Source organism: Kitasatospora sp. NPDC028961, from assembly GCF_055564815.1.
In genome coordinates, this window is sequence record NZ_JBVHVO010000002.1 from 204,589 (window position 1) to 218,607 (window position 14,019).

Consider the following 14,019-nt stretch of genomic DNA (forward strand, 5'->3'; position numbering starts at 1 on the left):
CCGGAGCCTGAGGAGGCCGCGCGTGTCATTACGGATGGTCAAGGCGGCCGACGGCCGTGCCCTCGCCGTCGAGACCGTGGGCGACCCGCGCGGCCGGCCGGTGTTCCTGATGCACGGCATGCCCGGCAGCCGGGTCGGCCCGCACCCCCGCAGCACCGTGCTCTACCGGCTGGGGGTCCGGCTGATCTCCTACGACCGGCCCGGGTACGGGGACTCCACCCGGCTGCGCGGCCGCCGGGTGAGCGCGGCCGCCGCCGACGTGCGGACCATCGCGGACTCCCTCGGGCTCAGCCGGTTCGCGGTGCTCGGCCGCTCCGGCGGCGGACCGCACGCGCTGGCCTGCGCGGCGCTGCTGGCCGAGCGGGTCAGCCGGGTGGCCGTCCTGGTCGGCCTCGCCCCCAGGAACGCGACCGGCCTGGACTGGTACGGCGGGATGACCCCCTCCAACGTGCGGGCGTACCGGGAGGCCGAGCGCGGGCACAACCGGATGGCCGACACGATGCGGTTCCGCTCCGAGCAGATCCGGGCCGACCCGGGCCGGCTGCTGCGGGGTCTGCGGCCCGAACTGCCGCCCACCGACCGCGAGGTGGTCGCCGACACCGGGCTGCGCCGGATGCTGCAGAGCAACTACCGCGAGGCCTTCCGGCACGGCGCGGACGGCTGGATCGACGACGTGCTGGCGTTCACCGCCGACTGGGGCTTCAAGGTGGAGGACATCACCGTGCCCACCTGGCTCTGGCACGGCGCCGACGACCAGTTCTCCCCGGTCGACCACTCGCGCTGGCTGGGCGACCACATCCCGGGCGCCTCGCTCTTCCTGGAGCCCGGCGCCGCGCACTTCGGCGCCTTCCGGGTGATGACCGCCGCGCTGGCCTGGGCGGCGGGCCAAACCTCCACCGGGCTGCCCTCCACCGGGCTGCCCTCCTCCGGGTTGCCCTCCTCCGGGCTGCCCTCGGCCGGCCTGCCGCCGGGCGGCCCGCTCAGGCCCTGACGCGGCCTCCCGGCGCCCCGGGAGCCTGCGGGAGACCGGAGCCGTTCAGACCCCGACCGGGGTGACCGGTTCGCCGCCCGCCAGCACCGCCAGCACGTTGTCCACCGCCAGGCCGCCCATCGCCTGCCTGGTCCGCACGGTCGCGCTGCCCAGGTGCGGGGCCAGCACCGCCCGCTCCTGGGCGAGCAGCGCGGCGGGCACCGCCGGCTCGCGCTCGAAGTTGTCCACCGCCGCGGCGAACAACGCGCCCGACTCCAGCGCGGCGGCCAGCGCCTCCTCGTCCACCACCCCGGCGGTCATCGAGACCACCACCGCGCCGGGCGGCAGCAGCGCCAGCCGGTGGGCGTCCAGCAGGTGCCGGGTGGCGGGGCCGAGCGGGCAGGTGACCACCAGCACGGTGGACCGCGCCAGCAGCTCCTCCAGCGGCAGCCACTCGGCGCCCTCGGCCTGCTCCGGGGGCAGTTCGCGGCGGTTGTGGTAGCCGACCGGCATGTCGAACGCGCGGGCCCGGCGGGCCACCGCCTGCCCGATCCGGCCCATGCCGAGGACACCCAGCGGGGTACCGGCCAGCTCCAGGCCGAGCAGGAAGTTCGGCGCCCAAGCCCACGGCCGGCCGGACCGCAGCAGCCGCTCGCCCTCGCCGAGCCGGCGGGTGGCGGCCAGCAGCAGCGCCCAGGCCATGTCGGCGGTGGCGGCGGTGAGCACCCCGGGGGTGTTGCTGACCGCGACGCCCCGCTCGGCGCAGGCGGCGAGGTCGACGTTGTGGTGGCCGACCGCGTGGTTGGCGACGATCCGCAGGCCCGGCCCGGCCGCGTCCAGGAAGGCGCCGTCCACCACGTCGTCCAGCGTGGTGATCACCGCCGACCGGCCGCGGACGGCGGCCAGCAGCTCCTCGCGGGCCATCGGCAGGTCCGAGTCGTGCCGCGTCACGGTGTGCCGCGCGGTGAGCCGCTCGATCACCCCGGGGGCGAGGCGTCGGGTGACCAGGACCGGGGGCGGGGGCTGCTCGCTCATAGGGCCCGAAGCATACGCTCCGGGGCTTATGAGCGAGCAGCGCTCCGGTCACACCGGCTGCGGTTCCAGGTCCCGGTTGATCCGCTTCCAGCCGCGGGCCGCGACGGTGTTGGGGTGTTCCTCGCCGAACTGGCGGATCAGCTCGGCGATCGCCCGGGCACGCAGGTCGGCGGCTTGGCCGTGCCGGCCGGCGGCCCGCAGGGTGACGGCCAGGTTGGCCTCGCAGGCCACCGCGTCCGGGTGGCGGGGCGAGTAGCGCTCGCACAGTCCGGCGTAGGCGCGGCGGCCCAGCTCCTCGGCGAGTCCGACCTGGCCGGCGTCCCCGTGGGCGTTGGCCAGGTTGATCATCGCGTTGAGGGTGTACGGGTGCTCCGGGCCGACCGAGCGGGTGAGCCCGTCCACGGTGTCCCGGCCGCGCTCGATGGCCCCCGGGACGTCGCCGCTGCCCCGCAGGTAGATGCCGAGGTTGTTGGCGCAGGCCAGGGTGAACGGGTGCTCCTCGCCGAACAGCCGGCGGTGGCCCTCGTAGACGGTGGTGCAGAGGTCGCGGGCGGCCTCCTTGTCGCCGGAGGCGCTGTGGTCGGCGGCCAGGTTGAGCGCGCAGGCCAGCGCGTCGGGCGCGTCGGCGCCGTACCGCTCCAGGTAGCGCTCGTAGGTCTCCTTGGTGATCCGCCGGGCCTCGGCCAGCTGACCGGTCCGGCGCAGCGAGACGGCCAGCGACTTGGCGTTGCGCAGGTTCTCCGGGAGGTCCGGGTCCAGCACGTCGCCGAGGTCGTTGGTGACCTCCTGGAGCAGCTCCACCGAGCCCCGGTAGTCGCCGAGTTCGCGCAGGTCCCGGGCGAGGTTGGACTTGGTGGAGAGGGTGTAGGGGTGGCGCGGGCCGAGCACCGCGGTGCGCCGGTCCAGGGTCTCCTGGTCGAGCTCGCGGGCGGCCTCGCTGTCGCCGACCAGCCGGTAGTCGATGGCCAGGTTGTTCGCCATCGAGAGGGTGCGCGGGTTGTCGTCGCCGAACAGCTCCCGGAACTGGTCCAGGATCTCGCGGTCCAGGTCGAGCGCCTCCTGGAACCGGCCGAGGGCCCGGCGGTCGGCGCCGAGCGAGCCCGCGGTCATCAGGGTGTAGGGGTGGTGCTCGCCCAGCAGGGCCCGCTGGCGCTCCAGGGTGGACTCGTCCAGCGCCAGCGCGTCGGCGTAGTTGCCCTGCGAGCGGAGCACGTTGGCGAGCTGGAAGCGCAGCAGCAGGGTCTGCCGGTCGTCCTCGCCGAGCTTGCCGGTCCACTCCGCGTCCAGCGCGTGGCCGAGGTCCCGGGCGCGGTCCAGCTCGCCGCGCTTCCAGAGGTAGCGGACGCGGTCGATGAGCAGCTGCCGGGTGTCCGCCTCGTCGCAGTTGTGCGCCCTGGAGGGCGACAGGTGCGGCCAGATCTCGTCGAAGGCCGGCCAGTTGGCCGGGTCGTCGGTGTCCCCGAGGACGGGCCGGGCACCGGTGAGGATGCGGTGCACCTCGTGGACGGCGACCTCCTGCTCGTCCTCGGTCATCTCGGCCCGGATCACCGCCTGGACCAGCCGGTGCACCTGGAAGCTGTTGGTGCCGGCGTCGACCTTGGCGAGCGCGTACCGGCCGATCGCCTGGATCACCTTGCCCAGCATGAACTTGTCGCTGAGGTCGGCGTCGTACTGCACCAGCGCGCGGATCATCTGGTCGCTGTAGAACAGGTTCATCGAGATCGGCTCCGGCGCGAAGAACGCGCAGAGCTGGAGCAGCCGGACCGCCGCCGGGGACTGCGTCCGCAGCCGGCCGATCGAGACGTTCCAGGTCGCGCCGACCGGCGTCGGGTAGTCGGCCGGACGGGCACCCGCCAGCGCGCGGGCGGCCTCGGCCTGCAGCTGGGTGACGTAGGTGTCCACCGGCGTGCCGGTGGTGTCCAGCCAGGCGGCGGCCACCTCGACGGCCAGCGGCAGGTCTCCGACCGCCTCGGCCACCCGGTCGGCGTCCGAGCGGGAGAGCCCGCGGGCGCGGCGGCAGAGGTGCTCGACGCTCTCGCCGCGGGTGAAGACGTCGACCTCCAGCGCCTCCGCGTGCCCGGACCAGGCCTGGTTGCGGGAGGTGACCAGGATGTGGCCGGAGCCGCCGGGGAAGAACCGGCGGATCTCTGCGGGTTCGTCGGCGTTGTCGAAGATCAGCAGCCAGCGCGAGGTGGGCACCCCGCGGCGCAGCGCCTCCCGGGCCGCCTCGGCGGCCTCGGTCACCGAGTCGCCGACCCGCAGACCGAGCCGGCGGGCCAGGTCGGCCAGCGCCGGGGCGACCAGCTCGGTCTGCTCCGCGTCGATCCACCAGACCAGGTCGTAGTCGGACATGAAGCGGTGCGCGTACTCCAGCGCCACCTGGGTCTTGCCGACGCCGCCGAGCCCGTACAGCGTCTGCGGGGTGGGCAGCACGGCGGCCATCCCGCCGCGGAGCTGGTTGCGCAGCTGCTCCAGGACGGCGGCCCGACCGGTGAAGGAGGGGTTGCGCGGCGGCACGTCCCAGACCTGCGGCTTGCTGCCGGGGAAGCGCGGGCCCGTCCCGGTGGTCTCGGCGAGCGGCACGTCGGCCCGGCCGAGGGCGCGCAGCAGCGTCTGCACGGACTGCGTCTCGTCCCGGCCGACCAGGTCGACCGGGTTGCGGTTGCTGAACGGCGCGGTGAGCCGGACGTCGCCGACCCGGACCGGGACGAGCTGGCGCCGGGTGCCGGACGGATCGGAGCTGACCACCGACTCCCAGAGCGCGCGGGCCTGCGGCGAGCGCTGGTAGGCGGGCGAGAGCACGGCGACCGTGCGGTAGGCGGCGTCGATGCCGCGCTCGGTCTCCTGGCGAGGGTCGGAGCCGGCGCTGAGGTCCCGGGGCAGCACCCGGAAGCCGGCCCGGGTCAGCACCGACTCGATCCAGTCCGCCCACATCCGGTCCTCGGGGACGTAGGAGAGGTAGAGGTCGGCCGGGACGGACGGGCGACGCCGGGTGAAGGCGTCGACGTAGCGCAGCCGGACCTCCTCGTCGACCGTCGGCAGCGAGGTGACCCGGCCGTTGGTGATCTCGCCGGTCAGCCGTTCGCAGGCGGCCAGCATCGAGGTCTGGGTGCCGCCCTGGTCACCGAAGGTCGCCAGGATCTCCTCGTAGGCGTAGAACGGCCGGTACGGGATCTCCACCGAGCCCCAGTAGTGGGCCAGTTCCTCGCCGGACAGACCGGCCGGCAGGCCGTCGAAGCGGATCCGGGCCAGCGCCCGGCCGGCGTCCGCCTTCTCCTTCTCGCCCTCGTCGATGCGCATCGGCACCGGCAGGATCCGGATGCCGCGCTCGCGGTAGCGGTCGTGGATGTGCTGGGCGATCCGGGAGGCGCCGTCGATGGACTGGTCGCTCAGGGTGAAGCAGACCACCAGGTCGTCGGGCATCTGGACGGTGCAGATCTCGGCGATGTCGGACAGGCCGGTACGGGAGTCGATCAGTACGTAGTCGTAGCGCTTGCTCATGTCGGCCTTGAGCGCGTCGAAGAACTGCCCGCCGTCGAAGCGGTCGTAGAAGATGTCCCAGTCCAGGTGGGTGACGGCCTCGGAGTAGTCCCGGTTGAACTGGCCGGCGGAGAGGAAGTCCAGGCTCCCGCCGCCGGGGAACAGCGGCCAGGAGAGCGAGAGCGCGTGCGGGTGCACCCGGGCGAAGTCGAGGTGCCAGCCCTCCTCGTGCTCGACCGGCCGCAGCGCCTCCTCCCGGTACTCGGCGATCAGGTCCATCATCCCGGTGGTGCCGGCCAGCACCGCCGGGTCGAGGAACGGGTGGAAGAACTTGGCCAGGCCCGGGGCCTCCAGGTCCCAGTCCACGGTGAGCACCCGGAAGCCGTTGGCCGCCAGGATCCAGGCGGTGTTGGCGAGCGCCATGGTGCGCCCGGTGCCGCCCTTGTAGGAGTAGAAGGTGATGACCCGGCCCTGCCGGTCCTGCTCCGCCTCGCGCTGGGCGGCGAGTTCGGCCGCGGTCAGGCCGCCGATGCGGAGGTTCCTGGTGCGGTTCTCGCTCATGCGCCCACCTCGCTGCCCTCGGCGGTCGCTTCGCGAGACGCGCCGCCCCCGATGATTCGCTCGCTGCGCTCGCTCATACGCCCACCCCGCCGCACTCGACTGCCGCTTCGCGAGACGCGCCGCCCCCGATGATTCGCTCGCTGCGCTCGCTCATACGCCCACCCCGCCGCACTCGACTGCCGCCTCGCGAGACGCGCCGCCCCCGATGATTCGCTCGCTGCGCTCGCTCATGTGATTCCTCCCCCGGGCGGCGTCCCGTGGTCCGGGCGGTCGCCTAAGTCGCTGGCTGAGTGGTCGTCGTCGCCGAAGGGAGCGGGGCCCGGCCCGTCCCGGCCGCGCCCCTGGCGGAAGGCGTCGCGCAGATTGGGCCGCGGTGGTGCCGGTTCGTCGGGCTCGGTCCTGGTCCGGCCCTCGAAGGCGTACTTGGCCTTCATCGCGGCCCGCGGCAGCGCGTCGTCGAACTCCTCCAGACTGCCCAGCCCGGGGGTCCCGCCGACGGCGCCGAGGAAGCTCGGCCGGGCCGACCGGTGGGTGATCCGCAGTATCTGGTCGCTGAGTTCGCCCATCTCCCGGTGCCGCTCCACGCAGTCCGGGTCGTCCTGGTTCCACGGCTCCAGGACGCTCACCCAGGTGGAGTCCGAGCGGTCGAAGCGGCGGACCAGCTCGCGCCGCCGCTCGTCCTGGAGCGCCCAGCGGTCCAGCAGCAGCAGGCCGGGGGCGCTGGGTTCACTGCCCGCGATGATCGCCTCGGCCTCGTCGTCGAACTCGTGCACGGTGGCCTGGAACCCCAACTGCCGGGCGAGGCGGACGGCGTGCTCGGCGAGCGGACGGGTGGCGGCGGGCCGGTAGGGGTGCCAGTCGGTCCGCTTGGCGCCGTAGTAGTCGGGGTTGCGGTCACCCGGCAGCTCGCCCCGGTGGTAGGAGAGCACGGAGATCCGCAGCTGTTTGGTGGGCGCGGTGACGTCGAACGCGCTGGGCAGGGAGTTGAAGTCCAGCCGGCGCCCGACCGGGATCACCGTCTCCTCCGCCACCTCCACGATCCGCCGGGCCAGCCGGTGCACGGCGAGCTCGTAGGCGGAGCGGAAGTAGGTGAGCTTCATCAGCGCGTACAGGCCCTCGGTGGCGTAGTCCGGCCCGAAACTGGTGTGGTTGAACTGGAGTTCGCTCGCCACCCGGGGCAGCCGGTAGCGGCTCATCGGCGCCCAGAGCACCGGGACGATCCCGCTGGTCCGCTCCGAGTCGAGGTTCGCCGGGTACACCGGGCGGCGGGTGAAGGAGTGCCACTCCTGGCCGCACGGCACGCTGTTGAAGTAGCGCGGCGAGTACAGCGGCACGAAGACCCGGCAGGTGGCCAGCTCCTCGGAGAGCCGCTCGGCCCACAACTCCCCCTGGTGCATGGACTCGTCCATGAAACCGACCGGGACTCCCGCCGGCACCGTGGTGAGCTGGAGCACCGCCTCGCAGAGGTCCCGGTACAGCTGCCGCACCCAGTGGTTGGGATCCCCCGCACCGCGTGCCCCCGACCTCGGGGTGTGGGCGTAACTGAGGAAGAAGTACGGCCGGGCGGCGTCCTCGTCCCAGCCATGGTCGTTCACACGCGCCTCCCCCTGGCCCGCCGGCAACCTCTTTACCGCGAGTCCCCGTACGCGGGGCTTCAGTGTAGGAACGACTGCGGGACTAATGGAATAGCACCTCGCCCCGCACGAATTGACATGACCGAAACGAACCGGGTGCGACGGCGGCCCGGCCCGGGGGCGGCGGCGCGGCGCGCCCGGCGGTCAGGGCCGGCGCTCAGGGCCGCCGCTCAGGCGCGGGAGCGGCGGAGGATCCGCTCAGCGACGTCGACGGCCTCGCGGACCGGGACGAGGCGGCACGGCGCGCCGCCGATCTCCCCCGCGGTCACGCCCTCGGCCTCGCGGAGGACCTGTGCGCCCAGCTCGCCGAAGTGGAGGTCGTCGAGCTCGGGGGCCTTGAAGGAGATCCAGCCCTCCGCGCCGCGGCAGCGGTACTCGCGCAGCGGGACGTCGGGCATCCGCAGGTCCGCCAGGTGGAAGGCGGTGAAGTTGGCCATCGGGACGCCCAGCATCAGCACCCGGGCGTCGAGGTCGTAGAGCCGGCCGAGGGGGGAGTCCGGGCCCAGGTGGCAGTCGTACGGGTGCCGTTCGGTGATCCGCCGGGCGTGCCGGCCGATGGCGGCCCAGGAGGTCTGGGGGTGGCGGCTGCGGTGGGCGTCCCGGTGGGTGCGGATCGCCTCCGAGAGGGCTCCCATGGTCGGGGAGCAGGGGGTGGTGGCCGGGTCGAAGGGCGGCATCAGGGCGCGGTAGGCGGCGACCTCGGCGGGCGAGAGGCCGGCGGTGGCGGTGGCGTGGATGCGGGAGGTGGCCGAGTTCTCGGGGGTGGCCGTGTACCCGACCAGGGTGCCGCGGTCGCCGACCGCCGCCAGCAGCGCCGCCACCACCGCCGCGGCCCCGCCCGTCACCGGGCCGAGCGACCGCAGCGACGCCTGGACGTGCACGACCGCGCCGGGGCGGACCCCGAGGGCCGTGACGTGCTCGGTCAGCCGGGCCTCGGTGAGGGCACGGAGTTCGGTGAGGATGACGGCTCCCCGGGGGTGAGGGCGGCGGGCGGTGGACGCGGGTGGGGGGAGGCTCAGCCGCCGGCCATCGCGCGCTCCTCCCGGGCCAGCCGCGCCGCCCGCTCGGCGGCGTCGGGCAGCGCCACCGCGAGCCAGGGGGCGACCGTCGCCCGCATGCCGTCCGCGAACCGCAGGCCGAGCGCGGTCAGCGAGCCGGACCCGGCCAGCCGTTCGACCGCCTCCGCGGTGTACTGCCGCCAGAGCGCGAACTGCAGCCGCGCCCGGTCGGCGGCCTCGCCCGGCAGGCCGTCGTACGCGAGCGTGCGGGTGCCCCAGTACTCGGTGACGGCCAGATGGGCGTAGGTGCCCTGGAGCAGGCCTTCGAGCGGCCTCGGGTCGGGCCGCCAGGGGGCGAGGTACAGCGTGTCGTCGTTCCGGTCGTACAGGTCCAGCAGGTCCAGCACCGCGCCGAGCTTCACGTGCTGGAACTCGTGCGCGAGCAGCAGGGCGAGGGTCGGCGCGGTGGCGGGCCGGGCGATGCCGACCACCCCGAACGCCTGCCGGGCGGCCGAACTGACGTCCCGCCCGGCCGGGCCCGGGCGCAGCGGGGTGACCGCCGCCAGCCCCACCCGGATGCCGTCCGCGTACCCCGGCAGGTCGTGCCCGAGCAGCTCCCAGGCCTCGCGCAGCGCACCGGTCCAGTGGAGCAGTTCGGCGTCCGGCAGCCGCTCCGCCACGGCGTGGTCGTGGCTGTCGCGCAGCGGGTCGACGTCCTCCAGCGCGACGGTCCACCCCCCGGCCAGCCGGATCCGCCGCAGCGGCTCGTCCAGGGCCGTGCGCACCGACCCGTCGGCCGCCCGGACGGTGAACCCGTCGGCCCGGCCGGTGACGACCGCCTCCCCGTCGGGGAGGGCGATCCGCCCGAGCGTCGGCAGGTGCAGCCACCCGCCGCGCACCGGTACGGCGACCGCGTCGCCCCGCCCGGCCCGCACCGCCGCGGCGGCGGCCAGGCCCGCCAGCGGGCCCAGACCGGTCCCCAGGTCGCCGGCCAGCTGCCGGGCGGCCCAGGCGCGGGCGTACGGGTGGGCGAGCACGGTGTCGACGGCGGCCGGGGCGGCGGCGTCCAGCTCGGACAGCAGCGCCCACGCCTCCGGACGCCCCTGGCCCGAGGCGTCCCAGGCGGCGGCCAGCATCGCCCGGGTGAGGGCGAGCTGGGAGCGGCCGAGCGCGCGCACGGTGTCCGCGCCGCCGTATCCGCGGGCGAGTTCGTCGAGCTGCGCCGGGGCGAGCGCCGCCGGCACGACCGGTGCGGCGACCTGGGCCGGCAGGGCGACCGGCCCGCTCCGCGCCGTGATGCCGTTGATGAGCGTCATGAGGTCCCCGCAGTAGACGGAGGGGTTGTCGAAGCCGCCGCCACCATCGTGGCCCCGATAGCGGTGGGCGTACAGGCCGCCTCCGCAGGTGCGCACGACGGGACAGCCGCGGCAGGTGGCGGCGAGCCCGGCCAGGCCGGACTGGCGGGCGACGATGCCGGGGTGCCGGGCGACGTCGTCGAGGCTGTGCGCGAACACGTCGAAGCCGGTCGCGGGGGCGCCGTCGAACGCGGTCTTGAGGCTGTCGACCTGCTCGAAGGTGCCGTCGGTCTCCAGCACGACCAGGTCGGACGGCTCCAGGCCGAGCGACTCGGTGAGGCTGGTGAACCCGCGCAGCGTCCGGTGCACCGACTCGAAGGTGCGGACGGCGAAGCGCCGCCCGTCGGCCTCCCAGTGGTCGTGCACGGCGAGCAGCCAGTCGGCGTACGGGTGCTCGCCCCGGCCGGCGGGGCGTTTCGGCGGATCGTCCCAGGTGGCGTGCGGCAGCAGGAAGTCGACCGCGGGGGGCTGGAGTTCGGCCAGCGCGCGGTACACGGCCACCGGGTCGTTCTCGACGTCGACGGTGCAGAGCAGTCCGGCGAAGAGGTGCTGGAACTCCGGTTCGCGCAGCAGTGCCACGGCCCGCAGCACCTGGGGGTGGCTGCTGCGCCCGTCGGCGAACCGGCGGTGCCGGTCGTTGGCGGCCCGGTCGCCGTCCAGCGAGATGCCCACCCCGACGCCCAACTCGGCGAACAGGGCGCAGAATTCACGGTTCAGCAGGACGCCGTTGGTGTGGATGCGCAGGTCGAGGGCGCACCCGGGCGGGAGCGCCGCCCGGAGCGCCTCGGCCACCCCGCGCAGCCGGTCCGGGCCGGCGAGCAGGGGTTCTCCCCCGTGCAGGACGACCCGGACGGCGGGCAGCCGGTGCGCGGCCGCGTGCGCGCCGATCCGTTCGGCGGCCTTGGCCAGGACCTCGTCGCCGATGACCTTCGGCCGGGTGCGCCAACTGGTGTCCGCGTGCTCGTAGACGTAGCAGTGGTCGCAGGCGAGGTCGCAGCGACTGTGCACCTTGACCACGAATTGCGAGAAAGGCAGCGGAATTCGCTTCATCGTAGCTCTGGTGAATTCGGGCCCGGTCGGACGGAAATCCGGTCCGGCATTCCCGGACCGGTCAGATCGAGGAATTGAAGGCGGCGACCGCGACGCGACCGGCTTCCGCGCCGGGCAGGGCGCGCTGCAGTCGGGCGGCGAGCTCTTCCGCACCGAGGGCGGCGAGTGCGGCGAGCGAGGGTCCTCGGTCCAGGTCCTGGGGGTCCGTCAGCTCGGTGCCTGGCCTGGTGCTGATTACCGGTGTCATATTCGTTCCTTAGGCGCGGTTAGGACCTGCCGGGGGTGGGTAAGCCACCCGATTGCGACCAATGTAGTGCCAGCGCGACGTCCGCGCGGCACCTTGCGGTCTCAAGTTGGTCTCCACGCCCGGTCGACGCCCTGTGGCGGCGCCCGGAGCCTCAAGAATTCACCCGTCCGGCGGTCGCGCACTTCGCCGTGGCGCGCGCCGAAGCGTTCCCTCGGCCCTTGCGGCGACTCGGCGGGCCCGGTTCCTCACCGCCCCCGTCCGGCGCACCCCCGGCGGGGTGCCCGCGGTTTGGGACCCCGGGCACCCCTCGCGGGGCACGGCTCCCGGAGGAGCCCCGCGACGGGCCGGCCATGACACCTGAGCGTCCGTCAATGACGTTCATTCTCTTCATTCTTACGGCAATCATCAATACCGCACAGCAGGCCGGCCGCGGCCGCGCGACCGGGCGACCCGCACGCTATGGAGGACCGTCCAATTCGCGTACGGTGCGCACGAGTTCCTCGGTGAACTCGCGGCCGTGGCCGGTGAGCTCCGCGCTGTCCAGCAGGGTGGCGCCCGCGGTCAGGGCGTGGCCGCGCCACCGGGTGAACTCCCCGGCGGCGCGGCGCGTGTCCCCCGCGCCGGCGGCCAGCTCGGCGCACCAGAAGTCCACCACCCCGAGGTGCGCGTAGGTGCCCTGCAGCAGGGCCCCGACCGGGCGCGGGTCGGGGCGCCAGGGAGCGTGGTGGACGGCGGCGCCGTTGGGGTGGTGCAGCGGCACGAGGTCGAGCAGCGCGCCGAGTTGGAGGTGCAGGAACTCGTGCGCCAGGGCGAGCGCGAGCAGCACCGGATCCCCCGGTCGCGAGGCCGCCACCGCGCCGAACGCCCGGCGGGCGGCGGCGCTGACCGCCTCGCCGCCCGGGGCGGGGCGCAGCGGGACGATCGTGGTGACGCAGGCCGCGACGGCCTCCGCGTACGGCCGGTGGCGGCGCACCAGGACCTGCCAGGCGAGGGCCAGTTCGGTGCGCCAGTGGGCGAGTTCCCGCTCGTCGAGCGGTCCGGCCGGGGGCCGGCCGTAGTCCACCCGGCGCGGCCCGGCGTGGTCGATCGCCGGCGTCCACCGCAGCCCGTCGCACTCCAGCCGGAGCGGCTCGCCCGGCGCGGCCCGGAGGAACTCCGCCAGCCCGTCCAGGCGGACGGCCTCACCCGCCGCGCGGGCGCGCAGCCGGTCGGCCGCCCAGGCGTCCAGCTCCGGCCGCAACAGCACCTCCTCCCACCGCGCCCGGTCGGCCCGTTGCGACGCCCGGAGCTCGGCGTAGGCCGCCTGGTAGGCGGTGTCCTCGGGCACCGCCCGCCGCAGGGCCAGGAGCAGCAGCGCGCGTTTGCTCAGCTGTCCGGCGCGCAGCAGCCGGACGGCCTCCGGTCCGCCGCGCGCGGCCGCGATCGCCCGGAAGGTCGCCCGGTCCACCCCGTGCCGGGGCAGTCCGTCCGTCGTCCGCCCACCCGCACCCGCCACCGGTCATCCTCCTCGTGTCGCAGCGGCCGTGTCCGCCCGCAGCCTCCCCGCGATGTGGCGGATCAGCCGGTCCAGGTCCGCGCAGTACACGGACGGGTGAGCGAAGCCGCCCCCGGCGTCCGGCCCGGGGTAGCGGTGCGCGTACAGGCCGCCTCCGCACACGCGGACCAGCGGGCAGGCCGCGCAGACCGGTCCGAGCCCGGCGAGGCCGCGCTGGCGGCCCCGGAACGCCGGGTGGGCGGCGGCCTCGCCGAAGCCGTGCCGGAACACGTCCAACCCCGTCCCGGCGGCGCCGTCGGCCACCACCTTGAGGCTGTCGGCCTGTTCGATCGTGCCGTCCGTCTCGACCACCACGAGGTCCACGGGGGCCAGCCCGACCGCCTCGCTGGCCGCGCGGCCTCCGAGCAGCAGCACCGCCAGCTCCTCGAAGAGCCGTACTCCGGTCTCCCGCCGCGGGGCGCCGTACCAGCGGTCGAAGGCGGCGATCAGCCACTCCCCGTACGGCGCCGCGTCCTCGCCCGAGGGCGGGCGGGTCGGCAGCGACCGCCGCACCCCGGCCGGCTGGGCCGCCCAGGTCCCGTGCGGCAGCAGCAGATCGACGCGCGGCGGCGCGAACTCCAGCAGCGCCTCGTAGGTGGCGACCGGATCGGCGGCGAGGTCCACCACGCAGAGCAGCCCGGCGAACAGCTCCCGGTGCCGGTCCGAACCCAGCAGCCGCAGCGCCCCGGCCGTCCGCTCCCAGCTGCCGCCGCCGGACGGCAGCCGCCGGTGCCGGTCGTGGTCGGGGGCGGCGCCGTCCAGCGACACCCCGACGGCGACCCGGTGCCGGTGCAGCACCTCCAGCAGCGCCGGCTCGTCCAGCAGCCGTAGTCCGTTGGTCTGCAGGCTGAACCGCACCCTCGGCGCGACACCGGCCAACTCCGCCAGCAGCGCGTCCAGATGGCCTGCCCCGACGAGCAGCGGCTCACCGCCGTGCAGGATCACCCCGACCTCGTCGAGCCCGCACCCCGCCGCGTGCTCGGCGATCCGCCGGGCCACCCGGCGGACCGTCGCCAGCTCCATCCGGCGCGGCCGCCGGCGCCAACTCTGGTCCGCCGCCTCGTACATGTAGCAGTAGTCGCAGGCCAGGTTGCACCGGCTGTGGACCTTGAGCAGGAACTGGCGGAACGGCACCATGCCCGCGAGCCTAGCCCG

9 protein-coding genes are annotated in these 14,019 nt (G+C 74.8%); 1 reads left to right on the forward strand and 8 read right to left on the reverse strand.

The window, feature by feature from the left end; all coding sequences use genetic code 11:
* Positions 1 to 34 precede the first annotated feature (34 nt).
* A complete protein-coding gene (locus ACZ4UX_RS05070) occupies positions 35 to 991 on the forward strand; it encodes an alpha/beta fold hydrolase (RefSeq protein WP_465705963.1) in 957 nt (318 codons plus the stop codon).
* 45 nt (positions 992 to 1,036) lie between these two features.
* On the opposite strand, the gene ACZ4UX_RS05075 is transcribed toward ACZ4UX_RS05070, so the two are convergent.
* The 8 genes from ACZ4UX_RS05075 to ACZ4UX_RS05110 all read right to left on the reverse strand — a co-directional run bounded on the left by ACZ4UX_RS05075 (position 1,037) and on the right by ACZ4UX_RS05110 (position 14,001).
* A complete protein-coding gene (locus tag ACZ4UX_RS05075; RefSeq protein WP_465705638.1) occupies positions 1,037 to 2,005 on the reverse strand; it encodes a 2-hydroxyacid dehydrogenase in 969 nt (322 codons plus the stop codon).
* Positions 2,006 to 2,053: 48 nt separating this feature from the next.
* Entirely contained in the window at positions 2,054 to 6,046 is a 3,993-nt protein-coding gene (gene fxsT / locus ACZ4UX_RS05080) for an FxSxx-COOH system tetratricopeptide repeat protein (RefSeq protein ID WP_465705639.1), read from the reverse strand.
* Positions 6,047 to 6,273: 227 nt separating this feature from the next.
* Positions 6,274 to 7,641 carry a TIR-like protein FxsC gene (locus tag ACZ4UX_RS05085; protein ID WP_359803791.1) on the reverse strand — a complete coding sequence of 456 codons (1,368 nt, stop codon included), beginning with the start codon at positions 7,639 to 7,641 and terminating at the stop codon, positions 6,274 to 6,276.
* Between the two features lie 209 nt (positions 7,642 to 7,850).
* Positions 7,851 to 8,561: an AAC(3) family N-acetyltransferase gene (locus ACZ4UX_RS05090; RefSeq protein WP_465705640.1), complete on the reverse strand. Its 711-nt coding sequence runs from the start codon at positions 8,559 to 8,561 to the stop codon at positions 7,851 to 7,853.
* A gap of 134 nt (positions 8,562 to 8,695) precedes the next feature.
* Entirely contained in the window at positions 8,696 to 11,083 is a 2,388-nt protein-coding gene (locus tag ACZ4UX_RS05095; protein WP_465705641.1) for an FxsB family cyclophane-forming radical SAM/SPASM peptide maturase, read from the reverse strand.
* Positions 11,084 to 11,144: 61 nt separating this feature from the next.
* A complete protein-coding gene (gene fxsA / locus ACZ4UX_RS05100; protein WP_329489205.1) occupies positions 11,145 to 11,330 on the reverse strand; it encodes an FxSxx-COOH cyclophane-containing RiPP peptide in 186 nt (61 codons plus the stop codon).
* A 457-nt stretch (positions 11,331 to 11,787) separates the two neighbouring features.
* Positions 11,788 to 12,825, reverse strand: a complete 1,038-nt coding sequence (locus ACZ4UX_RS05105) for an aKG-HExxH-type peptide beta-hydroxylase (protein ID WP_465705642.1) — start codon at positions 12,823 to 12,825, stop codon at positions 11,788 to 11,790.
* 3 nt (positions 12,826 to 12,828) lie between these two features.
* Complete coding sequence (locus ACZ4UX_RS05110; RefSeq protein WP_352291449.1) at positions 12,829 to 14,001, reverse strand: FxsB family cyclophane-forming radical SAM/SPASM peptide maturase; 1,173 nt, start codon at positions 13,999 to 14,001, stop codon at positions 12,829 to 12,831.
* Between the last annotated feature and the right edge of the window lie 18 nt (positions 14,002 to 14,019).

Excerpts from the sequence above, each read along its gene's own strand:
- fxsA (WP_329489205.1), bottom strand. The coding sequence starts at position 11,330 with ATGACACCGGTAATCAGCACCAGGCCAGGCACCGAGCTGACGGACCCC.
- ACZ4UX_RS05110 (WP_352291449.1), bottom strand. The coding sequence starts at position 14,001 with ATGGTGCCGTTCCGCCAGTTCCTGCTCAAGGTCCACAGCCGGTGCAAC.
- ACZ4UX_RS05075 (WP_465705638.1), bottom strand. The coding sequence starts at position 2,005 with ATGAGCGAGCAGCCCCCGCCCCCGGTCCTGGTCACCCGACGCCTCGCC.
- ACZ4UX_RS05070 (WP_465705963.1), top strand. The coding sequence starts at position 35 with ATGGTCAAGGCGGCCGACGGCCGTGCCCTCGCCGTCGAGACCGTGGGC.
- fxsT (WP_465705639.1), bottom strand. The coding sequence starts at position 6,046 with ATGAGCGAGAACCGCACCAGGAACCTCCGCATCGGCGGCCTGACCGCG.
- ACZ4UX_RS05095 (WP_465705641.1), bottom strand. The coding sequence starts at position 11,083 with ATGAAGCGAATTCCGCTGCCTTTCTCGCAATTCGTGGTCAAGGTGCAC.